The organism is Salipiger thiooxidans (genome assembly GCF_900102075.1).
Classification (GTDB): Bacteria; Pseudomonadota; Alphaproteobacteria; order Rhodobacterales; family Rhodobacteraceae; genus Salipiger; species Salipiger thiooxidans.
The window spans coordinates 166,853-188,369 of record NZ_FNAV01000011.1 but is presented as its reverse complement, the minus strand read 5'-3'; the positions used below and the strand labels follow the sequence as shown (position 1 = coordinate 188,369).

Annotated in this window: 19 protein-coding genes and 1 tRNA gene; 10 read left to right on the top strand and 10 right to left on the bottom strand. The window is 67.0% G+C overall.

Annotated elements, in window-relative coordinates; all coding sequences use genetic code 11:
- Positions 1-417 precede the first annotated feature (417 nt).
- The 4 genes from BLQ77_RS17650 to pdxH form a co-directional block, all read right to left on the bottom strand.
- A tRNA-Pro gene (locus tag BLQ77_RS17650) sits at positions 418-494 on the bottom strand.
- 45 nt (positions 495-539) lie between these two features.
- On the bottom strand, positions 540-1,016 hold the full coding sequence (locus tag BLQ77_RS17645; RefSeq protein ID WP_089961594.1) for a DUF192 domain-containing protein: 477 nt from the start codon (positions 1,014-1,016) through the stop codon (positions 540-542).
- A complete protein-coding gene (locus tag BLQ77_RS17640) occupies positions 989-1,531 on the bottom strand; it encodes a cold-shock protein (RefSeq protein WP_008886245.1) in 543 nt (180 codons plus the stop codon). The genes BLQ77_RS17645 and BLQ77_RS17640 overlap by 28 nt, the downstream gene beginning before the upstream one ends.
- A 107-nt stretch (positions 1,532-1,638) precedes the next feature.
- Positions 1,639-2,247, bottom strand: a complete 609-nt coding sequence (gene pdxH / locus BLQ77_RS17635; protein ID WP_278184708.1) for a pyridoxamine 5'-phosphate oxidase — start codon at positions 2,245-2,247, stop codon at positions 1,639-1,641.
- A 99-nt stretch (positions 2,248-2,346) separates the two neighbouring features.
- On the opposite strand from pdxH, the gene fabI reads away from it, so the two are divergent.
- Together fabI and gpt are read left to right on the top strand one after the other, a co-directional pair.
- Positions 2,347-3,153 (top strand): enoyl-ACP reductase FabI, encoded by an 807-nt coding sequence (fabI, locus tag BLQ77_RS17630; RefSeq protein ID WP_008884069.1) that lies wholly within the window; start codon positions 2,347-2,349, stop codon positions 3,151-3,153.
- Positions 3,154-3,167: 14 nt separating this feature from the next.
- The gene (gene gpt / locus BLQ77_RS17625; RefSeq protein WP_008884845.1) at positions 3,168-3,668 is read left to right on the top strand and encodes a xanthine phosphoribosyltransferase; all 501 of its coding nucleotides are present in this window, start codon (positions 3,168-3,170) and stop codon (positions 3,666-3,668) included.
- Between the two features lie 64 nt (positions 3,669-3,732).
- Here gpt and BLQ77_RS17620 read toward each other — a convergent pair whose 3' ends face one another.
- Positions 3,733-4,602 (bottom strand): SDR family oxidoreductase, encoded by an 870-nt coding sequence (locus BLQ77_RS17620; protein ID WP_089961590.1) that lies wholly within the window; start codon positions 4,600-4,602, stop codon positions 3,733-3,735.
- Between the two features lie 96 nt (positions 4,603-4,698).
- Between BLQ77_RS17620 and BLQ77_RS17615 the strand changes: the two genes are divergently transcribed.
- The 4 genes from BLQ77_RS17615 to trpE all read left to right on the top strand — a co-directional run bounded on the left by BLQ77_RS17615 (position 4,699) and on the right by trpE (position 9,845).
- Positions 4,699-5,121, top strand: coding sequence for a winged helix-turn-helix transcriptional regulator (locus tag BLQ77_RS17615; RefSeq protein ID WP_008883677.1), 423 nt, complete (start codon positions 4,699-4,701; stop codon positions 5,119-5,121).
- Between the two features lie 117 nt (positions 5,122-5,238).
- Positions 5,239-6,441, top strand: a complete 1,203-nt coding sequence (locus BLQ77_RS17610; RefSeq protein WP_089961588.1) for an aminotransferase — start codon at positions 5,239-5,241, stop codon at positions 6,439-6,441.
- Between the two features lie 36 nt (positions 6,442-6,477).
- Positions 6,478-8,325: a peptidyl-prolyl cis-trans isomerase gene (locus BLQ77_RS17605; RefSeq protein WP_089961585.1), complete on the top strand. Its 1,848-nt coding sequence runs from the start codon at positions 6,478-6,480 to the stop codon at positions 8,323-8,325.
- A 5-nt stretch (positions 8,326-8,330) separates the two neighbouring features.
- Entirely contained in the window at positions 8,331-9,845 is a 1,515-nt protein-coding gene (trpE, locus tag BLQ77_RS17600; protein WP_089961583.1) for an anthranilate synthase component I, read from the top strand.
- Positions 9,846-10,046: 201 nt separating this feature from the next.
- Here the strand turns inward: trpE and BLQ77_RS17595 are convergent, their stop codons facing one another.
- The 5 genes from BLQ77_RS17595 to fabD all read right to left on the bottom strand — a co-directional run bounded on the left by BLQ77_RS17595 (position 10,047) and on the right by fabD (position 17,321).
- Positions 10,047-12,152, bottom strand: a complete 2,106-nt coding sequence (locus tag BLQ77_RS17595) for an Ig-like domain-containing protein (protein ID WP_089961579.1) — start codon at positions 12,150-12,152, stop codon at positions 10,047-10,049.
- Positions 12,153-12,886: 734 nt separating this feature from the next.
- Positions 12,887-14,620 carry a sugar phosphorylase gene (locus BLQ77_RS17590; protein WP_089961577.1) on the bottom strand — a complete coding sequence of 578 codons (1,734 nt, stop codon included), beginning with the start codon at positions 14,618-14,620 and terminating at the stop codon, positions 12,887-12,889.
- 448 nt (positions 14,621-15,068) lie between these two features.
- A complete protein-coding gene (locus BLQ77_RS17585) occupies positions 15,069-15,302 on the bottom strand; it encodes an acyl carrier protein (RefSeq protein WP_007800270.1) in 234 nt (77 codons plus the stop codon).
- Positions 15,303-15,530: 228 nt separating this feature from the next.
- A complete protein-coding gene (fabG, locus tag BLQ77_RS17580; protein WP_089961573.1) occupies positions 15,531-16,268 on the bottom strand; it encodes a 3-oxoacyl-ACP reductase FabG in 738 nt (245 codons plus the stop codon).
- A gap of 108 nt (positions 16,269-16,376) precedes the next feature.
- The gene (gene fabD, locus BLQ77_RS17575; protein ID WP_008885324.1) at positions 16,377-17,321 is read right to left on the bottom strand and encodes an ACP S-malonyltransferase; all 945 of its coding nucleotides are present in this window, start codon (positions 17,319-17,321) and stop codon (positions 16,377-16,379) included.
- A 175-nt stretch (positions 17,322-17,496) separates the two neighbouring features.
- Between fabD and BLQ77_RS17570 the strand changes: the two genes are divergently transcribed.
- The 4 genes from BLQ77_RS17570 to BLQ77_RS17555 all read left to right on the top strand — a co-directional run bounded on the left by BLQ77_RS17570 (position 17,497) and on the right by BLQ77_RS17555 (position 21,307).
- The gene (locus BLQ77_RS17570; RefSeq protein ID WP_089961569.1) at positions 17,497-18,696 is read left to right on the top strand and encodes a bifunctional cytochrome b/YceI family protein; all 1,200 of its coding nucleotides are present in this window, start codon (positions 17,497-17,499) and stop codon (positions 18,694-18,696) included.
- A 142-nt stretch (positions 18,697-18,838) separates the two neighbouring features.
- Entirely contained in the window at positions 18,839-19,873 is a 1,035-nt protein-coding gene (gene pyrC, locus BLQ77_RS17565; RefSeq protein ID WP_040384369.1) for a dihydroorotase, read from the top strand.
- A gap of 195 nt (positions 19,874-20,068) precedes the next feature.
- The gene (locus tag BLQ77_RS17560; RefSeq protein ID WP_089961566.1) at positions 20,069-20,470 is read left to right on the top strand and encodes a hypothetical protein; all 402 of its coding nucleotides are present in this window, start codon (positions 20,069-20,071) and stop codon (positions 20,468-20,470) included.
- 159 nt (positions 20,471-20,629) lie between these two features.
- Positions 20,630-21,307 (top strand): orotate phosphoribosyltransferase, encoded by a 678-nt coding sequence (locus tag BLQ77_RS17555; protein ID WP_089961563.1) that lies wholly within the window; start codon positions 20,630-20,632, stop codon positions 21,305-21,307.
- The last annotated feature ends 210 nt before the right edge of the window (positions 21,308-21,517 follow it).

Genomic DNA, 21,517 nt, shown 5'->3' with positions numbered 1-21,517 from the left:
TGTTGGTGCTGTCCCCGCCGAAAGCCACTATATGTTGTGTCTTGTTGTCCGGCTCATACAAACTGGCGCAGAATCCCGGAAATGGTCAACGGCTTTTTTCGGAAACTCCGCATATATTTTGCGTTGACCACTTGGCTCGGCACAAGGTCTATGCGATGTCCACGATTCATCCACATAGATGCGCACTGGCCTCCCCCCCGGCTTACCGGGAAAATCACCGGAGGCGCGCAAGTTATCCACAGACGGTGAGAAACCGGCTGAACTCGGGCCTGTGGGTTGCCGCGTGTCGGGCCGCGTTGCAGGCAGAACACGGTCAAATCGCGGCCACGACACGGAAAATGCCCGCAAGCCCGCAATCACGGCCGACATGGCTGCGCCGCGGGGCTTCGGGAGATTCGCAAGTTGGGGAGGAGGAAGTGGTCGGGGCGGCGAGATTCGAACTCACGGCCTTCTGTACCCAAAACAGACGCGCTACCAGGCTGCGCTACGCCCCGACACGGACCGCATACTAGCGGGCCGCAGGTTTGAAAAGGGTCAAATCACTCGCAGGGCCAGGCGGCGCCCCGGATTGCCGGGTGCATCATCTCGCTGCCCACGTCGATGCCGAGCTGGCGCGCCAGCCCGCCGTTGATTTCAAGCACATATTGCGCCGGAGTTCCGCTGGGGATCGGCGTCTCGTCATGCGGCACAGCGTTGGAATGCACCTTCACCACCTGCCCCTTGCCGTCGGCAAAGATCATGTCGAGCGGAATGAGCGTGTTCTTCATCCAGAACGCCGTCTTGCTGGCGTGGCCGTAGACGAAAAGCATACCCGCCGTGGCGGGCATCTTCTCGACAAACATGAGCCCGCGCGAGCGTTCCTCGGCGCTGTCGGCCACGTCGACGTGGAACCGTGCCGTGCCCCAGTCGCCCCGGAGCCAGACGGTGTCGTCACGGCATTGCTGCGCGGCCGCCGGAGCGGCCGTCACGATTGCAGATGCCAGAAAGATCAGGAGTGCCCGAGCGCCGCTTCCCATGCCGAAACCTCGGTGGCCATGAGACCACGCTTACCATCTATCAAACGAATTGCGAGGGCCTCGCCCGGCTGCAGGTCGGCAAGGCCCGAGCGCCGCAGCACCTCGATATGGATGAACACGTCGTCGGAGCGGCCGAAGACATTGGCGAAGCCGAAGCCCTTTGCCTTGTCGAACCACTTCACCCGTGCCGGTTCGAGCGGTGCCGCACGCATCACCTCGGGGTCGATGCCCTCGAAATCCGCGAGCGGGACGCCGGCCGGAGCGACCGGCGGCTCGATATGATGAACTTCCGTTGCCTGGATCCCCCTGTCGGTGCGCTGCACCGCCACTTCGATCCTCGCGCCATCGGCGACCGAACTCTGTCCGAAATTGCGAAGCACGTTCGCATGCAGCAGAATATCCGGGCCGCCCTCGTCGGCGACTACGAAGCCAAATCCTTTTACAGGATCAAACCACTTTACCTTACCGAGTACGTGGTGGGCCTCTTCTTGGTACTGTGTCAACTGGGTTTCCATTGGTCGTCTTGCGTTTCCCCGCGCGTCAATTGCTTTAAGGGGACAAGTAAACGCAAGTCATTGCAAACTGTATTTTGTGTCCGAATCCCGTTCATGTAACATGAAATTCAAGGGTTCAGGCGACAAACTGTCCAGGCCTCGGCAAGGTTCCGCCGCCTCCAGACAAACCGGTCGTGCAACCGGAAGGCACCATCGGCCCAGAACTCGATTTCCACCGGCGCGATGCGGAATCCACCCCAGAACGGCGGCCGTTTCGGCATCGGTCCATGCGTCGCGGTGACCTTCGCGACCTCGGCCATCAGCGCCGCGCGCGAGGCCAGCGGCTGGCTCTGCTGCGAGGCCCAGGCCCCGAGCCGGGACTTCAGCGAGCGCGATTGATAATAGGCATCCGCCTGCGGCCCCTCTTCGCGGGTGACGGTTCCGCGGACCCGGATCTGGCGGCGCAGCGACTTCCAGTGCATCACGAAAGCGGCCTTGCCGGCGGCCTCGATCTCCTGCGCCTTGGCGCTTCCGTAGTTGGTGTAGAAGACGAAGGCCGCGTCCTCTATCTCTTTCAGGAGGACCATGCGCACATTCGGCAGGCCGTCGCCGTCCACGGTCGAGAGCGCCATGGCATTGGCGTCGTTGATCTCGGTTTTTTCGGCCTCTGCCAACCAGTTACGCGCTATGATGAACGGGTCTTCGCCGGCGAAGATTCCGGTACGGTCGGACATGATCTGCTTCCTTCGTGAGCGCTGACAGGCGCGAACCCTTGAAGCCCCCGGGACCTTGCCCTAAAGGGTTTCGGAAACAGCAATGCCGGTTGGAGGAAGGGAATGTCAAACACTCTGATGGCGGGCAAGCGTGGCCTGATCATGGGTCTCGCCAACGACAAGTCGATCGCCTGGGGCATCGCGAAGGCCCTGCATGGCGCAGGCGCCGAGCTTGCCTTTTCCTATCAGGGTGACGCCCTGAAGAAGCGTGTCGATCCGCTGGCCCAACAGCTTGGCTCCGATATCGTGCTGCCCTGCGACGTGGGCGACGAGGCCTCGATCGATGGTCTCTTCGACGGTCTCAAGCAGCGCTGGGACAGCCTCGATTTCGTGGTTCACGCGATCGGCTTCTCGGACAAGAACGAGCTGCGCGGTCGCTATGTCGACACCAGCCGGGACAACTTCAAGCTGACGATGGACATCTCCGTCTACTCGTTCACGGCCGTGATGAAGCGCGCAGAAAAAATGATGGTGAACGGGGGGTCGGCGCTGACGCTGACCTACTACGGCGCCGAGCGGATCATGCCGCATTACAATGTCATGGGCGTGGCCAAGGCGGCGCTCGAGGCATCGGTGCGCTACCTTGCCGAGGACCTCGGCAAGGACGGCATCCGGGTCAACGCGATCTCGGCCGGCCCGATCAAGACGCTGGCGGCCTCGGGCATCGGCGACTTCCGCTACATCATGAAGTGGAACGAGTATAACTCGCCTCTGCGCCGCAACGTGACCATTGACGATGTGGGCGGGTCGGCGCTCTACCTTCTGTCCGACCTCGGCGCCGGCGTGACCGGCGAGACGCACCACGTCGACGCGGGGTATCATGTGGTCGGGATGAAGGCGGTGGACGCCCCCGACATCACCCGAGGCTGAGAAGGAGCACGGCCATGGATCGACTGCCGCACGAAAAGGGGTTCCACGTCAGCTGGGACCAGATCCACCGCGACAGCCGTGCGCTGGCGTGGCGTCTGCAGGGGCATGGCCCCGAAGACGGCGAGTGGCGGGCCGTGGTCGCGATCACCCGGGGCGGCATGGCCCCGGCGATGATCATCGCGCGCGAGCTGAACATCCGGCTCGTCGACACGATCTCGGTCAAGAGCTACGACAACCAGACCCAGAGCGCGCCGCGCGTCATCAAGTTCCCGGACATGGACGTCATGGGGGACGGCACCGGCGTGCTGATCATCGACGACCTCGTGGACACCGGGCGCACGCTCGAAGTGGTGCGCGCGCACCTGCCAAAGGCGCATGTGGCAACGGTCTACGCCAAGCCCAAGGGCAAGCCGATGGTCGACAGCTACATCACCGAGGTGAGCCAGGACACGTGGATCTTCTTCCCGTGGGACATGGCCCTGCAATACGTGGAGCCCTATCGCGGCACCCACTGACGGCACCTTGCCTCAGAGCATGTGATCCGCCCCGCGCAAGGCTCTTGCGCGGGGCGTTTCGTTTTCAGAGCGCCGCCTTCAGCGTCTCGCGCCACGGGGTGGTCGGACGGCCTATGAGCCGCGACAGGGTCTTGTCGTCGCTGTAGAGCCCACCCTGCGCCGCGCCCTTCTCACTGTCTGCGAGCATCGCGGCCACCGGCTCGGGCAGGCCTGCGCCCTCGAGCGCCGCGGCATAGTCCTCGGGCGGGAGGTTGGTGTAGCCGACGGTCTTGCCCGAGAGCTCCGACAGCGCTGCGGCGAAGTCGGTCAGCGTAAAGGCGTCGTCGCCCGCAAGCTCGTAGATCGTGCCAGAGGGCGGCAGCTCGCCGGTCAGCACGGCTGCGGCGGCAGCGGCATAGTCGGCGCGGGTAGCGCTGGCGATGCGGCCCTCGCCGGCGGCGCCGATCATGCCGCCATGCTCGAGCGAGGTCGCCACGCCCATGGTGTAGTTCTCGGTGTACCAGCCGTTGCGCAGCACCGCGTAGGCCAGCCCCGAGGCGGCCAGCGCGCGCTCGGTCGCGACGTGTTCGCCCGGCAGCACCGTGAGCGGCGAACCTTCGGCGCCGAGGATCGAGGTATAGGCGACGAAGCCCACGCCAGCCGCCCTGGCCGCGTCGATGACGTTGGCGTGCTGCGCCGCGCGCTTGCCGACCTCGCTCGAGGACACCAGCAGCAGCCGCTCGACACCCTCGAGGGCCGCGTTGAGGGCGGCGGGATCGTCATAGGAGGCGACGCGCACCGTCACGCCCTTGGCCTCGAGCGGCGCCGCCGCTTCCGCGCGACGCACCAGCGCACCGACCTCGGCCGCGGGCACCTTTGCCAGCAGCTCGTCGACCGCCAGCGCTCCAAGCTGCCCGGAGGCGCCCGTCACCATGTATTTGAGAGTTCCGGCCATGGGATGTCCTTTCCTTTGGTCTCTGCAAAGGCTATCTTTGCAACATGGTCTCGGATGTAGACCGCCAATCCGCAGCCGTAAAGGAGGCACTTTTTCATGACCAGGGAACATGAGGGTAACCCCGCCGCCCACGGGATCCTGTTGCAGATGGCAGCCTATGGCGGCGCGCCCGAGGATCCCGGCATGTGCCCGATCCGCGACGTGCTCGACCGCGTGGGCCAGAAGTGGACGCTGCTGATCCTGATCGCGCTGATCTCGGGGCCGCAGCGGTTCTCGGCGCTGCAGCGGCAGGTGGGCGACATCTCGAAGCGGATGCTGACCCAGACCCTGCGCCAGCTCGAGCGCGACGGGCTGATCACCCGCGAGGTGTTTCCGACCAAGCCGCCCTCGGTGGAATACGCGCTGACCCCGCTCGGGGGCTCGGCGCTCGATCCCATCGCCGCGCTGACGGACTGGGCCGACCGCAACCACGGCCATATCCGCGCCGCGCGCGAGGCCTTCGATGCGACCGCCGCCTGACCGTCCCCGGGAACGGGACGTGACCGCGGGTCGCGGCCCGGGATTTCGCCGGCGGGCTCTTTCCCTTGCCCCGCCGCGCTGTTAGCGTGCCGCGGCAACGCAGACCGGAAAGACCAGATGCCCCATTTCAGCCGCACCGAGTCCACCTTCACCCCGCCCGTCCCGGAGGCGAAACGCTGGATCGAAGGCATCGACTTCCCGGCCGACCGGCCGCTGATCAACGTGAGCCAGGCCGCCCCCGTGGACCCACCGCCGCCGGCGCTCCGCCGCGCCATGGCAGAGGCCATGGAAGTGCCCGAGACCCATCTTTACGGGCCGGTGCTGGGCCTGCCGAAACTGCGCGCGGCACTGGCGAAAAGCTGGGGGGCGCATTACGACGCCGAGGTCCCAGCCGAGAGCGTCGCGATCACCGCCGGCTGCAACCAGGCCTTCGCCGCGACGCTGGCCGCGATCTGCGGAGAAGGGGATGAAGTTCTTCTCCCAACACCCTGGTATTTCAATCACAAAATGTGGCTCGACATGCAGGGCGTCCGGACCGTCCCGCTGCCGACCGACGACCGGCTCCTGCCCGAGGCAGAGACCGCGCGCACACTGATCACCGAGCGCACCCGCGCCATCGTGCTGGTCACGCCCAACAACCCCGGCGGCGTGGAATACCCCGCCGAGACGCTCTCTGCGCTCTACGAGCTGGCGCGCGAGAAAGGCCTATGGCTGATCGTCGACGAGACCTACAAGGATTTCGACAGCCGCACCGGCGCCCCGCACGACCTGCTCAAGCGTGAGGGCCACGAGGACACGCTGATCCAGCTCTACAGCTTCTCCAAGGCCTACCGCCTCACCGGGCACCGCGTCGGCGCGATCATCGCCAAGCCGGCGCTGCTGACCGAGGTCGAGAAGTTTCAGGACACCGTCGCCATCTGCGCCCCTCAACTGGGGCAGGTCGCGGCGCTCTGGGGGCTCGAGAACCTCTCGCAATGGGTGTCCGGCGAGCGCGACGAGATCCTCGCCCGCGGCCGCGCCATCGCCGAGCAGTTCCCGCGGCTCGCGGCCAAAGGATGGGTGCTCAAGGGGCTCGGCGCCTACTTCGCCTATGTCGAGCATCCGTTCGCGGCGCCGTCGAGCGAGCTCGGCCCGAAACTGGTGCGGGACGCGGGCATCCTTGCCCTGCCCGGCACCATGTTCATGCCCGAGGGCGACACCACCGGCGAGAGGCATTTCCGCTTCGCCTTCGCCAATCTCGACACACAAGGGATCACGACCCTGTTCGACCGGCTTTGCGAGCTGGACTGGCCCCTTGCGGGCAAGGACAGCGCGGCGTAGAGACGGGCCCCAAGCAATAGCGGGGAAGAGGCAGCCATGGCGCGCGGCAAGAGTGGCATCACGAAATACATCGTCTGGGGGGTGCTTATCGCCTCGTTCGTGGGCTTCGGCGCGTTCGGCACGGTGAATTTCACCGGCGGCGCCGGCAGCATCGGGTCGGTGGGCGACACCACCATCGAGACGACCGATTACGCGCGCGCCCTGCAGAACGAGATGCGCGCCGTCGAGGCGCAGACCGGCCAGCCGGTGACGCTCGAGCAGGCGCGGCAGTTCGGCCTCACCGACCAGGTGCTTGCGCAGGTCGTGACCAACGCCGCGCTCGACGAAGAGACCCGCCAGCTTGGCATCTCGGTCGGTGACGAACGCGTCGCCGAAGATCTTCGCAACGTGCAGGCCTTCCACGGCCCCGACGGCAATTTCGACCGCAGCGCCTATTCCTATGCTCTGCAGAACGCCGGGCTCAAGGAAGCGGAGTTCGAGGACAGCCTGCGGCAGGAAAGCGCCCGCTCGATCCTGCAGGCGGCGGTGCTCTCGGGAACCACCCTGCCCGACACCTATGTCAACACGCTGCTGGGCTGGGTCGGCGAGACCCGCGACTTCACCTGGGCGACGCTCGACCGCGACGCGCTGACCACCGGCCTGCCGGTTCCCACGGACGAAGAGCTGCAGGCCTGGTACGACGAGAACATCGACCAGTTCACCCTGCCCGAGACCAAGGTCATCACCTATGCCTGGCTGACGCCGGACATGATCGTGGACACGGTCGAGGTCGACGAGCAGGCCCTGCGCGACGCCTATGAAGAGCGCCACGCCGAGTTCAACATGCCCGAGCGCCGCCTCGTGGAACGGCTGGTGTTCAGCTCCGAGGACGAGGCACAGGCCGCGGCCGACCGCATCGCCAGCGGCGAGACCGATTTCGAGGGCGTCGTGGCCGAGCGTGGCCTTGCCATCATCGACACCGACATGGGCGACGTGACCCGTGCCTCGCTCGGCGAGGCCGGTGACGCCGTCTTCGGCGCCGAAGTCGGTGCCGTCGTGGGGCCGGAACCGTCCAACCTCGGGCCGGCGCTGTTCCGCGTGAACGGCGTGCTGGCCGAGCAGGTCACCCCCTTCGAGGAGGCCGTGCCCGACCTGCGCGACGCGCTGGTGCTCGACCGCGCCCGCCGGGTGATCGAGGGCATGTCGCAGGATCTCGACGACGAGCTTGCCGGGGGCGCGACACTCGAGGAGCTGAGCCAGGACACCGACATGGAGCTCGGCCAGATCGAATGGTCCGAGACCTCGGACACCGGCATCGCGGGCTACGAGGCCTTCCGCGAGGCCGCGCAGGCGCTGCAGGACGGCGACTACCCCGCGATTGACGATCTCGGGGACGGCGGCGTCTTCGCCCTGCGTCTCGACGAGCAGCGCGATCCCGCACCCGCGCCCTTCGGGGACTTGCGCGACGAGGTTGCCCAGCTCTGGGAGCAGGATCAGGCCACCGAGGCGCTGGTCGCCCAGGCCGGAGAACTCGCCACGGCGATCTCCGGCGGCGGCAGCTTCGAGGACAGCGGACTGTCCCCGACGCAGGAAAGCGGTCTCACCCGCAACCAGCCCATCGAGGGGCTGCCCGCGGCGATCCTCGAGGCCGTCTTCACCATGAAGCCCGGAGAGGCCCGCGCCCTGCCCGGCAACGGTGCCGCGCTGGTGGTCCGGCTCGACGGCGTGACGCCGGTGGACATGGACGCTCCGCAGGTCACGCAGGTCGGCGATCAGCTTCGCGATCAGGCCGCCAACAGCGTCGCGAACGACATCTTCCGCGCGCTCAACACCGATATCCAGTCCCGTGCGGGCGTCAGCGTCGACCAGTCGGCGGTGAATGCCGTGCTCAGCAATCTCCGGTAAGTTCCATGGCCACGCTCATCCCCTCCTTCGAGACCTTCGCACCGGCCTACGAGGCGGGGAAGAACCAGGTGGTCTATGCGCGACTGGCGGCGGATCTCGACACGCCGGTGTCGCTGATGCTGAAGCTCACCGGAGCCGCCAAGGACGCCTTCATGCTCGAGTCGGTGACCGGCGGCGAAGTCCGCGGTCGCTACTCGATCATCGGGATGAAGCCGGACGTGGTCTGGAAATGTCACGGCGAAAGCGCGCAGATCAACCGTCAGGCCCGGTTCGATCCCGACGCCTTCATGCCGCTGGAGACCGAGCCGCTGACCGCGCTGCGGGCCCTGATCGAGGAAAGCCGCATCGAGCTGCCCGAGGACCTGCCGCAGGCCTCCGCCGGGCTGTTCGGCTATCTCGGCTATGACATGATCCGGCTGGTCGAGCGCCTGCCCGACGTCAACCCCGACCCTCTCGGCCTGCCGGACGCCTTGATGCTGCGGCCCTCGGTGGTGGCGGTGCTCGACGGGGTCAAGGGAGAGGTCACCGTGGTGGCGCCCGCATGGGTGCAGGACGGCGTCTCGGCCCGCGCCGCCTATGCCCGCGCCGCCGAGCGCGTGATGGATGCGGTGCGCGACCTGGAGCGCGCGCTGCCGCAGGCGAGCCGCGATCTGGGCGAGGCGCACGAGGCCGGCGAGCCGGTGTCGAACTTCACCCGCGAGAGCTACAAGGCGGCGGTCGAGACGGCCAAGGACTACATCCGCAAGGGCGACATCTTCCAGGTGGTGCCCGCGCAGCGCTGGACGCAGGACTTCCCGCTGCCGCCCTTCGCGCTCTACCGCTCGCTGCGCCGGACCAACCCGTCGCCCTTCATGTTCTACTTCAACTTCGGCGGCTTCCAGGTGATCGGCGCCTCGCCCGAGATCCTCGTGCGGGTCTTCGGCCGCGAGGTCACCATCCGTCCGATCGCCGGCACCCGCCCGCGCGGTGCCACGCCCGAGGAAGACCGTGCGCTCGAGGCCGACCTGCTGGCGGACAGGAAGGAGCTGGCCGAGCATCTCATGCTGCTCGATCTCGGCCGCAACGACGTAGGCCGGGTGTCGAAGATCGGCACCGTCAAGCCCACCGAGAAGTTCATCATCGAGCGCTACAGCCACGTGATGCACATCGTCTCCAACGTCATCGGCGAACTGGCCGAGGGTCAGGACGCGCTGTCGGCCTTCTTCGCGGGGATGCCCGCGGGCACCGTTTCGGGCGCGCCCAAGGTCCGCGCCATGGAGATAATCGACGAGCTCGAGCCCGAGAAGCGCGGCGTCTACGGCGGAGGCGTGGGCTATTTCTCGGCCGGTGGCGACATGGACATGTGCATCGCCCTGCGCACCGCCATCGTGAAGGACGAGAAGCTCTACATCCAGGCCGGCGGCGGTGTCGTCTACGACAGCGATCCCGATGCCGAGTACATGGAGACCGTGCACAAGTCGAACGCCATCCGCCGCGCAGCGGCGGATGCGGCGCGGTTCACCGGCTCGGGCAACAGCTGAGCCGTCGACCGGCCAACGCGACTGAAGCCGACCCAAGGCGCAGAACAAAAACGCCCGTTCCGTTCCGCGGGGCGGGCGGTTTCATGTATGGGGGCCGGCCCAAACGAAAGTCGCAGGGCTGGTGCCGCCCCGTCTTTCGTATCGTCCCGGTGCCGGACCGAGGGCCACCGGAACGCAGTCCTCGCATCCCGTGCCTCGGTCTCAGCTGGTGAGAAGCGCCGCCTCGTGCTTCCTGAGCGAGCGCCGCGCCGCGCCATAGGCCCGGAGCCCCTCGGCGTGCTTCAGCTCGGGGAACAGTTCGAAGATCTCCTGCCGCTGCTCCTCGCCGATGCCGCGAAGCGACAGGTCGCCGGGCTGGAAGCTCTCGGTCCAGGCGCCGTTCGAAAGCACCACCTCGTGGTTGTCGAACATCATGTGGATGTAGGTCACGCCCAGCGTGTCGACCTCGTCCACGCCGGCGAGCCCGGTCAGGTGCTTGGCCGCCGCCAGAACCTCGCGCTCCTCGAAGTAGAGCGCGGTCTTGTCGTTGGCGACGAGCACCCGGTGGTTCGGCGACACCAGCAGGTCGTGCTCGGGCAGGTTCTTGCCCAGCGAGCCCTGCTGGATCAACACCGGACGCAGGTGCGGCTTGCGCGCCAGCTCGTGGCCGGTCAGCTCCTTGCGGCCGATCCAGCGGATCTCCTGCATGCCGTTGTCGCGGGTGATGACCCGGTCGCCGACGACCAGATCCTCGACCAGCCGCTCGCCCTGCGGCGTCGCGATCAGCGTACCGGGGGTGAAGCAGGGCAGCACCTCGACAGTGACATAGGCCGAGCTCTCGCCGCCGTTGCCGTCCGCTACGGTGTAGGAAAAGCTGTCGTAGCCGGTGAAACCCTCGTCCGCCACGAAGGTCACGGTGCCGTCGTCGTTGAGCGTCACGGTGCCGTTCGGCGCCTCGCCGAGCGAGGTGATGGTCAGCGTATCGCCGTCCGGGTCGCTGTCGTTCAGCGTCGGGTTGAAGGTCGCGGGCGAGGTCAGCGTCGTGGCGTAGAGGTCATTCGCGGCCACAGGGTCCGAGTTCACCGGATTCTCGCAGCCAGTCGGATCGGTGGGCTGGCCGTCGTTCGACACGGTGACGACGATGGTGCCCTGATCGGTGCCGCCGTTGCCGTCATCGACCGTGTAGGTAATCGTGTCGTCGCCGGTGAAGCCCTCGTCCGGCGTGTAGGTGACGGTGCCGTCCCCGTTGATCGCGACGGTGCCGTTCTCCGGATCGCTGACATCGGTGACGGTGAGCGGATCGCCGTCCAGGTCGGTGTCGTTCTCGGTCGGATCGAAGGTCACCGGCGTGTCGCCCGGCGTGCTCTCGGTGTCGTCGTTGGCGACCGGCGCGTCGTTGACCGGCTCCACGGTGATATCGACGTGGCCGGTGGCCTCGTTGCCGTCGGGGTCCTCGACCGTGTAGGTAATCTCGGCCGGGCCGTTGTAATCCTGCTCGGGCGTGAAGGTCAGCGTGCCGTCACTATTCACCACAACGGTGCCGTTGGTGGCGGTGGCCGAGGTCACGGTCAGGGTGCCGCCGTCCGGGTCGCCGTCGTTCTCGAGCACGTCGATGGTGACCGCCACGTCCTCGTCGGTGATCGCGCTGTCATCCTCGGCGACGGGACCGAGGTCGTCGATGACCGGGTCGGTGGTCGAGAAGGACACGTCCGAGATCAGCACACCCTGGGTCGAGGTGCCGCCGTTCTCGTAGATGACCTCGATGCGCGACACCGGCCCCACGATCGAGACCTGCACCGTGCCGTTCTGCTCGGCAAAGGCGGTGACGTCGCTGATCGTCGTGGTGCTGCCGAGCGCGGTCATGGTGACCTCGCAGGGATTGCCCTCTGCGTCATAGGCGAGGATCGTCACGTTGTCCTGGAAGCTGCCGCCCGAGGTGTCCGGGTACTCGAGCAGGTCGCCGAGATCGCTGCCGCTGCCGCCGTCGACGTCGTTGAGCAGGAACGAGACGTTCTGGACCTCGTCGCCGTAGTCGGCGTTGCTCGAGCTGAAGTTGAGCACCGTGGTCGAGGTCGGCGACACTCCGTCGCCGTCGCCACCGAGGCCAAAGAGCTTGAGATGAGAGTTCGCGTCGACGTCCGAGCCCTCGGGGACGTAGCCGTCGAAGTTGACGGTGGAGGCCTGCGCCTCGTCGTCCTGCGCGGTAAATGTGATGTCGACGGAGACGCCGCCGGTCTCGACCGTGGTGGTGACCGCATCGGTCGCCGCATCATCCAGGCTGGTGCCGTAGGCGCCGAGAGCGCTCCAATCCAGAACCAGATCTGCCATTCTTTCGACCCTCGTTGCATCCGACCGGGACACCGAGTCCCGAACCGCTTAACTGGCTGCGGCGCCGGAAGGCGCCGCCTTGTTTGCTCACTCGACCTGCCTTCAGGATCTGCGCCGAACGCACATGCTTCGCACCATGCTCCTGCCGTGAACGCAGACCGTCCGGGGCAGCGGATGTCTCCGCACATACGTGTCGCGGCGCACCCTTGCGGAGGTCGGACAGGTCTGCGGCCGCCCCCGTGGCCTGATGCCTTCACTCCCTCTGTCGGGCTTGGGAAATCAATATTCCGAGGGCGTGGGTGCAGAAAGAAAAAACTGTCCGCACCGCGGGCGTGGGTGCGCCGAGCCCGGCGCAACCCTTACAGATTTATAACAATTTTTCCGTTACTTAATAGTTAACTGTTTCCAGCCCTCGACGAGCCCACGCGGGAAGGTCCAGCATTTCAAGGCCCTTCATGTAAGCTGATCCTTCAACCTCGCAGCCACTGTTCTTGGATCAGAAACAGTCCATCAGAGGGCTGGACCAAAGACCATACCCGGCCTGCGGCCCCAAAATATTGCAGGCGTTGTTCCGCCTTCGTGTCCAATGCCCGCAGCGTGCGAGGATTGGTCAGGGACTTCTTGGAAACAAGCTAAATGCCTCGCGAATCATTTGTGTCGAATGCGGCGAAAAGCCGACGTATCCGCCGGCCCGCCACATTCCCGCGAAAGCTGTCCCGACGGGTCGCCTGCCCTCAGGACAGGTTGGTGATCCAGCGGCACTGGTAGGGCGCCATCTCGACCGCACCGGACGCGATCTCCTCACCGCTGAGAAGGTCGACCCAGGTTTCGTCTGCGATGAGGTTGAGCTCGCCCGCCGGGATCTCGACGGTCTCGCCGCTGACGTTGTGCAGGGCGAAGATCGACTGCGCCCGGTCCAGCGACTGCCGCCAGAGCCCGAAGATCCGCTGGTCGAGGTTCAGCGTGAACTGCGTGGCGTTGGGGTGGAACCCGGGCTGCTCGGCCCGCAGCCGAAGCCGGTCCGACAGCGCCTTGAGCACGCGCGCATGGATTGTCCCCTCGTCGCCCAGCGTCGAGAGCAGCGTCGGGTAGTCCCAGCGGTGGCGGTTGATCGCCCGGTTCATGCCACGCCGCTCCACCGCCTCAAGATCGTTCGGCGTTGCCAGCATCGAGTGGATGTAGAGCGCCGGAATGCCCTCGAGCGACATGGGGATGGTCTGCGAGCACATGAAGCGCTCGAAATGCAGATCGTCGCGGCCCTCGAAGGTCCGCCCCATGGCCTCGAAATAGGTGCAGTTGAGCTCGTAGGGCGCCTCGCCGCCGCCCGGCAGCGAGCGCATCGAGACAAGCCCGCCGATTTCCCGGATGGTGTCGATCACCTGCCCGATCTCGGGCGGCGGCAGCAGACCCTCGGCCGGGCGCATGCCGATGCCGTCGTGGCTGGCGGTGAAGTTGAGATAGGCACAGCCCAGCGGTGCGGGCGGCATGGTGCGCTGCCACTCGATCAGGTAGCGCGCAGATCCGGACATCATCGCGTGCAGGATCAGCGGCGGCAGCGGGAAGTTGTAGACGACATGCGCCTCGTTGCGATGACCGAAATAGGACAGGTTTTCGGCCTTGGGAACGTTGGTCTCGGTCAGCAGGATGACGGTCTCGGTGGCGTAGTCCATTAGCAGCCGCATCAGCTGGATCACCGCATGGGTCTGCGGCAGGTGGATGCAGTTGGTGCCGAGCTGCTTCCACAGGAACGCCACCGCGTCGAGCCGGATGATCCGCACGCCTCTGTCGATGTGCAGGCGGATGATGCGCAGGATCTCGAGCAGCACCTCGGGGTTGCGAAAGTCGAGGTCGATCTGGTCGTGGCTGAAGGTGCACCAGACGTGGCGGGTGCCCATCGCGGTCTCGACCTCCTGCAAGAGCGGCGTGGTGCGCGGCCGCACCACCATCGAGACGTCGTCCGCGGGATCGGCCTCGAAGAAGAACCCGTCGTAGGGCTTCTGCCCCTGCCGGTAGGCGTTGAACCAGACGCCCTGGCTCGAAACATGGTTGAGCACCAGGTCCGACATCAGGTGGAACTCGCTGCCGATGCGGGTGATGTCCGCCCATTCGCCAAGCTGAGGGTTCACCTTGCGATAATCGGTGACCGCGAACCCGTCGTCCGAGGTGAAGGGGAAGAACGGCAGGATGTGCACGCCGTTCACCACGCCCTTCATGCGGGTGAGCAGGAAATCGTTCAGCAGATCCAGCGGCTTGTGGGTGCCGTCGATCAGGCTGTCGCCGTAGGTGATCAGCACTGCGTCGTTCTGGGTCCAGAGATTGTTGCCGGGTTTTCGCGGCTTCTTCCGCCGGTGCTTCTCTTCGGGCCAGAACGCCTCGACCACCTGGCTTGCGAGGATATGGGCGTCCACGTCCGGGTAGATGAAGTGGAGCAGTTCGGACAATCTGGCGCTGAAGGAGCTCTCGGTCATGAAATCCCTTGGTTTCCTGGATCCGATGTAGGCCCGCCGAGGGCCCGGCTTGAACGCGGAATGACGCCCCGCGCGTGCCACGGATATGGCACTCTCCCTTCGGTTAAGCCGTTCAAAGCGCTTTCACAAGTCAAATGTCGCCACGACCCCGGCACCGCCCCGCTCCCCCCGAAGCCCTGCCGGTCAGGCGCCCGTTCCTTCATCTTGCCAGACAAACTCCCGCCGGAGGCGTCACCGCGCCAACCGCAGGCGCCACGCCGGGGCAAGCGCACGCCTCCCGGGCATCGTCCGCAACCACGACCGCGCCGACGCCCTGCCCGAACCACGGTCCACGGGACGGTGGGCGGGGCGATGCTCCGCAGGAGCGAGCGGCGTCCCCGTCCCCACAAAAGAAAAGCGGCGCCCCTGGGGGACGCCGCCTGGAAATCCGGTGGTCCGGAAGCCGGTCTTACGACGCTTCCTTGATGAACTTCACCGCGTCGCCGAAGGTCTGGATGGTCTCGGCGGCGTCGTCCGGGATCTCGATGCCGAACTCTTCCTCGAAGGCCATGACCAGCTCGACGGTGTCGAGGCTGTCGGCACCCAGGTCGTCGATGAACGACGCGCTCTCGGTGACCTTGTCCTCTTCAACGCCAAGATGCTCAACGACGATCTTGCGCACGCGATCAGGAATATCGCTCATTCTTCCGTCCTCACATTTTTGCGGGCCAGCGGCCCCTTCTCTGCCCTCGCCCCACCGGGGTAGCGGCTGCTCGTGCCCGTCACGGGCGGCTCATTCCGGAGCACCTTGACAGGCGTCCGGTCCGGCCATGCAACGCGGTTTCCCACGCCCCCCGGCCACATTCTTTGCGCGCCTATATCACACGCGCGAGAGATGGCAAATGCTTTCCGCCCCTGCAAATCCGCAGGGTCAGAGCATTGCCATACCACCGTTCACATGCAGCGTGGTACCGGTCACATAAGAGGCCTCAGGGCTCGCCAGATAGAGCACCGCGGCAGCGATTTCCTCGGGCGTTCCCATGCGGCCCGCGGGGATCTGCCCCATGATGCCGGCCTTCTGGTCGTCGGTCAGCTTGTCGGTCATCGCGGTCTCGATGAAGCCCGGCGCGACCGCGTTCACGGTGATCCCGCGCGAGGCCACTTCGTAGGCCAGCGACTTCGACATGCCGACCATGCCGGCCTTGGCTGCGGCGTAGTTGCCCTGCCCCGGGTTGCCGGTCGCGCCGACCACCGACGAGATGTTCACGATGCGGCCCCAGCGGGACTTCATCATGCCGCGCAGCACGCCCTTGCAGAGCTTGAAGGTGGCGGTGAGGTTGACGTCGATCACCGACTGCCATTCCTCGTCGGACATGCGCATGAACAGGTTGTCGCGGGTGATGCCCGCGTTGTTCACGAGGATATCGACGCTGCCCATGGCCTCGGCCGCCTGCTTCGGCAGCGCCGCGACCGCCTCGGGGTCCGAGAGGTTGCAGGGCAGCACGAAGGCGCGCTCGCCCAGTTCATCGGCCAGCGCCTGAAGCGGCGCCTCGCGGGTGCCTGACAGGCCGACGGTGGCGCCGGCGGCGTGCAGCGACCGGGCGATGGATCCGCCGATGCCGCCCGAAGCGCCGGTCACCAGCGCGCATTTTCCCGTAAGATCGAACATGGCTCGCCTTGTCCCTCTCTCTTATTCGTTATGGTTGAAATCCTGCGCCCGCGTATCGCACCGACGCCCGCACGGGGCAACCGCCGGGCGACCGGTTCGCAGCGGCGCTCAGACGGCAGCCTGCTCGGTCACCTTGGCCACGTCCTCCGGCGTGCCGATGGCCGCGACCGAGGCGCTGCGGTCGATGCGGCGCACCATTCCCGAGAGCGCCTTGCCCGCGCCGATTTCCCAGAACTCGCTCACGCCGTTGCCGATCATGTATTCCACAGACTCGCGCCAGCGCACCGCGCCGGTCACCTGCTCGACCAACAGCGCGCGGATGGTGTCGGGATCGGTCACCGCCTCGACGCTCACGTTGGCGACGAGCGGCACCTTGGGGGCCGAGATCGAGACCTCGGCCAGTGCCTCGGCCATCGCCTCGGCGGCGGGCGCCATCAGGGCGCAGTGGAAGGGCGCGCTCACCGGCAGCATCACCGCGCGCTTGGCACCGAGCGCCTTGGCGAGCTCCACCGCCCGCGCCACCGCGGCCTTGTGCCCCGAGATCACCACCTGCCCCGGGTCGTTGTCGTTGGCGGCGGCACAGACCTCGCCGTCGCTCGCGGCCTCGGCGGCAACCGCCTTGGCGCGCACCAGATCGAGCCCGAGCAGCGCCGCCATGGCGCCCACGCCCACCGGCACCGCGTTCTGCATCGCCCGGCCGCGGGTCCGCAACAGACGTGCCGCATCGGCCACGCTCAGCGCGCCGGCGGCGGTCAGGGCCGAGTATTCGCCCAGCGAGTGGCCGGCGACGAAGCTGGCGTCGGTCACCGACACGCCCTCGGCCTCGAGCGCCCGCAGCGCCGCCATCGAGGTCGCCATCAGCGCGGGCTGGGCGTTTTCGGTCAGGGTCAGAGTGTCGGCGTCGCCTTCCCAGATCAGCGCCGAGAGCTTCTCGCCAAGCGCCTCGTCGACTTCGTCATAGATCGCGCGGGCGGCCGGGAAGGCCTCTGCAAGCGCCTTGCCCATGCCGATGGCCTGCGCCCCCTGGCCGGGGAAAATGAATGCTCGGGACATGGCGCGGTCTCCTGTCATCTGCGCTCTCTCAATGAGGTATTGGGCGCTTCACATAACGTCCGCGAGGGTGTTTCGCAACGGCTGTGCACGGATGCTGTGCGCAGGACCACGATTGCGCTCCGTGCGGCAGCGCAGCATTTTGGGCGCAGCAATCGCCAACCCTTCCGGAGCCCCCATGCCCCTCGCGAACACCGAAACCTCCTACGGCACGCTTGCGCGGGCCTTTCACTGGCTGATAGCGCTCGGCATCCTGATCATGGTGCCGCTGGGATGGATCGCCCATCTTGCGCCGATGCAGGACGCCGGGCAGATCGGGCTGAAGTCTGCGCTGTTCTCGGCCCACAAGACGCTGGGCGTGGCGCTGTTCTTCCTCGCGCTGCTGCGCATCGTCTGGATGATCGCGCAGCCCAAGCCCGCGCCGCTGCACCCCGACCGCGTCGCCGAGCGGCTGTTGGCCGACACCGTTCACTGGGGGCTCTACGCGGCGCTGGTCATCGTGCCGCTCTCGGGCTGGGTCGAACATGCCGCCACCGACGGCTTTGCGCCGATCCTCTGGCCCTTCGGGCAGGACCTGCCGCTGGTGCCGAATTCGCCCGAGCTGGCCGAGACCGCGGCCGCGGTCCACTTCCTCGCGCAGTGGCTGCTGGTGGGCATCGTGGCGCTGCACATCCTCGGCGCGGTGAAACACGCGGTCATCGACCGCGACCCGACGCTGGCGCGCATGGTGCGCGGCGCCCACGCTGGCACGCCGGGCCGTCACCATGGCCATGTCGCGCCGCTGGTGCTGGCCTCGGCCGCGTGGATCGCGGTGCTGGGCGGGGCCGCCGCGGCGGGCTACTTCGCGCAGGAGCCCGGGGCCGAGGCTCCGACGCTCGAGGCCGCCGCCTCGGACTGGGAGGTGCAGGAGGGCACGCTGTCCATCAGCCTCGTGCAGATGGGCTCCGAGGTCACCGGCAGCTTCGCCGACTGGACCGCCGCCATCGCCTTCGAGCAGCAAGACGCGCCCGGCAAGTCCGGCGAGGTCACGGTGCAGATCGCGATCCCCTCGCTGACGCTGGGCTCGGTCACCAAGCAGGCCCTGGGCAAGGACTTCTTCGACGCCGAGGGCTTCCCCACGGCCACCTTCCAGGCCGACATCCTGAGCGCCGCGGACGGCTACGTGGCCGAAGGCACGCTGTCGATGAAGGGCGCCGAGGTGCCGGTCTCGCTGCCCTTCCAGCTGCGCATCGACGGCGACACCGCCCGGATGCAGGGCCGTACCACGCTCGACCGCCGCAACTATGCGATCGGCGACAACATGGGCGACCCGGGCCAGCTGAGCTTCGAGGTTGACGTGATCGTGGAGCTAACGGCAACGCGCGCCCCGGGTCAGTGAGGCGATCTTCGCGCCGACCTCCGGAGCCGCGCCCGGCGTCGCTGTCGGGCGTGCCTCCGGCGGGAGTTTATCCGGCAAGATGAAGACGCTGGTGCGCCCTTGCCTCTGGCGGGGACTGCGGGCGCGTGCTATCGGCGAGGCCATGACCCAGATCACGCTTCGCCGCCCCGACGACTGGCACCTGCACCTGCGCGATGGCGCGATGCTTCGTGCCGTGGCCCCCGAATCCGCCCGGCATTTCGGCCGCGCGATCATCATGCCGAACCTCGTGCCGCCGGTGGTGACCGGCGCGCAGGCCTCGGAGTACCGCGAGCGCATCCTCGCCGCCCTGCCCGAGGGCAGCGACTTCACCCCGCTCATGACGCTCTACCTCACCGAGGAGACCGATCCCGCGGACGTGGTGGCCGCCAAGCAGGCCGGCATCATCACCGCGGTGAAGCTCTACCCGGCGGGCGCCACCACCAACTCGGCCTCGGGCGTGCGCGATTTCGACAAGGTCCGCCCGGTGCTCGAGGCGATGGCCGAGCACGGCGTGCCGCTCTGCGTGCATGGTGAAGTTGTGGACGGCGACGTCGACATCTTCGACCGCGAGGCGGTGTTCATCGACCGCGTGCTTGACCCGATCCGCCGCGCCACCCCCGGGCTGCGCCTGGTGATGGAGCACATCACCACCAAGGACGGCGCCGATTACGCGCGCTCGGGCGGCGACAACCTGGGCGCCACGATCACCACGCACCACCTGGTCATCAACCGCAACCACATCCTCGTGGGCGGGATCAAGCCGCATTACTACTGCCTGCCCGTCGCCAAGCGCGAGAGCCACCGGCAGGCGCTGCTCGAGGCGGCGACCTCGGGCGATGCGAGCTTCTTCCTCGGCACCGACAGCGCCCCGCACACCGATCCCAACAAGGAAAGCGCCTGCGGCTGCGCCGGCTGCTTCACCGCGACCAACACCATGTCGGTGCTGGCCGAGGTGTTCGAGGCGGCGGGTGCGCTCGACCGGCTCGAGGCCTTCACCTCGCTCAACGGGCCGGCCTTCTACGGGCTGCCCGCCAACGAGGCGACGCTGACCCTCGTGAAAGGCGATCCGGTGCAGTACCCGCCGAAGATCCTCACCGACGAGGGCGCGGTCACCGTGTTCGAGCCGGGCTTCCCGCTGCACTGGCGCGTCGACTGACAGGCGTTTCGCCGGTTGCACAGACCGCTTGGCACTGCCTGCGCTGCGGCAACGACGCTGCGTCAATCCCTGCTTGAGACCTTGTCTGGCACGCTTAGGTCCGGGAGGAGCCGGAAAGGAGGCCTGCCGGATGGATGCCCTGATCGATCTCTTGCTGGACTGAGTGGCGCAGCCCCCCCCTAAGAGACCGCCGCCATGCCGCGCCCCGCGGGCGTCGAACCCGGCCCCGAGCCGCGGACGCGGGAGGTCTGCAGCGGCATCGCGAGCCTCGTGTCCGAGGATGGCGTCGCCGAGCGGCCGAACGCGCTCTTTGCCGCCACCGACGGGCCGCATGGCACCATCTACATCCTCGATGCCGATACCATCGACGGCGCGTCGCATTACGACGACGCGCATGAGAACCCGCTCTGGCGCGAGATCCTGCTGCACGAGCTCGTGCACCATGCACAGGCGCAGCACGGCGCCGTCGCGGGCTGGGAGTGCCAGCGCGGAGGTCTGCCGACTTGGCGGGCGCGATCTCGACGAGGCGCGGATCGAGGATCCGGTGCAGAGCCGGATGTTCTGGACGCATGCCCATTCGCGGTGTTGTGTGACTGAGGTTGCCCGCGCCGGGGACGTTGGATGGGGGCGCTGCCCCCCTTGGCGCGTTCCGCGCCAATTCCCCCCGGAGTTTGTCGGGCAAGATGAAGATCATTGGGGTTCAAGCGGCGCGGATTTCGGGCTAGAGCAAGCCGAAACCTGCATGGAGTGCGCCTCATGATCCCGACGTCCTACCCCTCGCCCGAAGAGATGGCCCGCCTCACCGCCAAGATGCTCTGGGAGATCGAAGCGGTGCACTTCATGGGCGACGAGCCGTTCACGCTGTCCTCGGGGCTGCCCTCGCCGGTCTACATCGACTGCCGCAAGCTGATCTCCTTCCCGCGCATCCGCTCGACGCTGATGGACTTCCTGACCGTCACCGTGATGCGCAACGCGGGTTTCGAGGCCTTCGACAACGTGGCCGGCGGCGAGACCGCGGGCATCCCCTTTGCAGCGCTGGTGGCCGAGCGCATGGCGCTGCCGATGACCTACGTGCGCAAGAAGCCCAAGGGCCACGGCCGCGGCGCGCGCATCGAGGGGGCGATGTCCGAGGTCGAGCGGGTTCTGCTGGTCGAGGATCTGACCACCGACGGCGGCTCGAAGCTGAACTTCGTCGACGCCATCCGCGAGACCGGTGCCAGCTGCGGCCACACCGCGGTGATCTTCTATTACGGCATCTTCCCCGAGACCACGAAAACGCTGGGCGACCACGGCGTCGACCTGCACTACCTCTGCACCTGGCACGACGTCCTGGCCGAGGCCAAGGCGCGCGGCGGCTTCGATGCGGGCACGCTGGCACAGGTCGAGGCCTTCCTGTCCGACCCGCGCAAGTGGCAGGCGGAAAACGGCGCATGACTGTGCATCGGTCGCGGGGATAACCCGCGCCGAATCGCAACGCCGCATCCAGATGTTGCGGCGTGAGCGCAATTTGCTACAATATGCGCACGATCCCGGGATACCCCCGGGTTCTCCACCGCCTTTTCCCGGCGGTTTTCCACACACTTATCCAGATTGGTTCGCAAGGGCGCGCAGGCTATGACGCTCGAACCGCGGGGCAGACGGGAA

Bases quoted from the DNA above. Each gene is read 5' to 3' on its own strand.
- BLQ77_RS17645 (WP_089961594.1), bottom strand. From the start codon at position 1,016: ATGGGAAGCGGCGCTCGGGCACTCCTGATCTTTCTGGCATCTGCAATC.
- BLQ77_RS17640 (WP_008886245.1), bottom strand. From the start codon at position 1,531: ATGGAAACCCAGTTGACACAGTACCAAGAAGAGGCCCACCACGTACTC.
- fabI (WP_008884069.1), top strand. From the start codon at position 2,347: ATGTCAAACACTCTGATGGCGGGCAAGCGTGGCCTGATCATGGGTCTC.
- gpt (WP_008884845.1), top strand. From the start codon at position 3,168: ATGGATCGACTGCCGCACGAAAAGGGGTTCCACGTCAGCTGGGACCAG.
- BLQ77_RS17620 (WP_089961590.1), bottom strand. From the start codon at position 4,602: ATGGCCGGAACTCTCAAATACATGGTGACGGGCGCCTCCGGGCAGCTT.
- BLQ77_RS17615 (WP_008883677.1), top strand. From the start codon at position 4,699: ATGACCAGGGAACATGAGGGTAACCCCGCCGCCCACGGGATCCTGTTG.
- BLQ77_RS17610 (WP_089961588.1), top strand. From the start codon at position 5,239: ATGCCCCATTTCAGCCGCACCGAGTCCACCTTCACCCCGCCCGTCCCG.
- BLQ77_RS17605 (WP_089961585.1), top strand. From the start codon at position 6,478: ATGGCGCGCGGCAAGAGTGGCATCACGAAATACATCGTCTGGGGGGTG.
- trpE (WP_089961583.1), top strand. From the start codon at position 8,331: ATGGCCACGCTCATCCCCTCCTTCGAGACCTTCGCACCGGCCTACGAG.
- BLQ77_RS17595 (WP_089961579.1), bottom strand. From the start codon at position 12,152: ATGGCAGATCTGGTTCTGGATTGGAGCGCTCTCGGCGCCTACGGCACC.
- BLQ77_RS17590 (WP_089961577.1), bottom strand. From the start codon at position 14,620: ATGACCGAGAGCTCCTTCAGCGCCAGATTGTCCGAACTGCTCCACTTC.
- BLQ77_RS17585 (WP_007800270.1), bottom strand. From the start codon at position 15,302: ATGAGCGATATTCCTGATCGCGTGCGCAAGATCGTCGTTGAGCATCTT.
- fabG (WP_089961573.1), bottom strand. From the start codon at position 16,268: ATGTTCGATCTTACGGGAAAATGCGCGCTGGTGACCGGCGCTTCGGGC.
- fabD (WP_008885324.1), bottom strand. From the start codon at position 17,321: ATGTCCCGAGCATTCATTTTCCCCGGCCAGGGGGCGCAGGCCATCGGC.
- BLQ77_RS17570 (WP_089961569.1), top strand. From the start codon at position 17,497: ATGCCCCTCGCGAACACCGAAACCTCCTACGGCACGCTTGCGCGGGCC.
- pyrC (WP_040384369.1), top strand. From the start codon at position 18,839: ATGACCCAGATCACGCTTCGCCGCCCCGACGACTGGCACCTGCACCTG.
- BLQ77_RS17560 (WP_089961566.1), top strand. From the start codon at position 20,069: ATGCCGCGCCCCGCGGGCGTCGAACCCGGCCCCGAGCCGCGGACGCGG.
- BLQ77_RS17555 (WP_089961563.1), top strand. From the start codon at position 20,630: ATGATCCCGACGTCCTACCCCTCGCCCGAAGAGATGGCCCGCCTCACC.